The sequence below is a fragment of the Pseudomonas sp. PH1b genome, assembly GCF_000633395.1.
Classification (GTDB): Bacteria; Pseudomonadota; Gammaproteobacteria; order Pseudomonadales; family Pseudomonadaceae; genus Aquipseudomonas.
On record NZ_AYMU01000089.1, the window covers coordinates 1 to 234 of the forward strand.

Annotated in this window: 1 protein-coding gene; it reads right to left on the reverse strand. The window is 58.5% G+C overall.

Translation table 11 applies throughout. From position 1 onward, the window contains the following. Positions 1 to 141: GlsB/YeaQ/YmgE family stress response membrane protein (locus U873_RS0134150; protein WP_025132492.1), on the reverse strand; the 141-nt coding region annotated here is incomplete at its 3' end. Positions 142 to 234: the final 93 nt, after the last annotated feature.

Consider the following 234-nt stretch of genomic DNA (forward strand, 5'->3'; position numbering starts at 1 on the left):
GCCGCCATAAGTGGCCGCCAGCGAACCGCCGATACCCAGCAGGATGGTCATGATCCAGCCCATGCTGTCGTCTCCCGGTTTGAGGAAACGCGCCAGCAGACCAACGATCAAGCCGATGAAAATGGTTCCGATAATGCCCATGGCTGTTCCTCTGTAAGGGGGGATCAAGCCAAAGCCTAGTCAGCGCCTTGGCATCCTGCTATCAGAGAACGGCGGGAAACGAAGGTTCCCGCC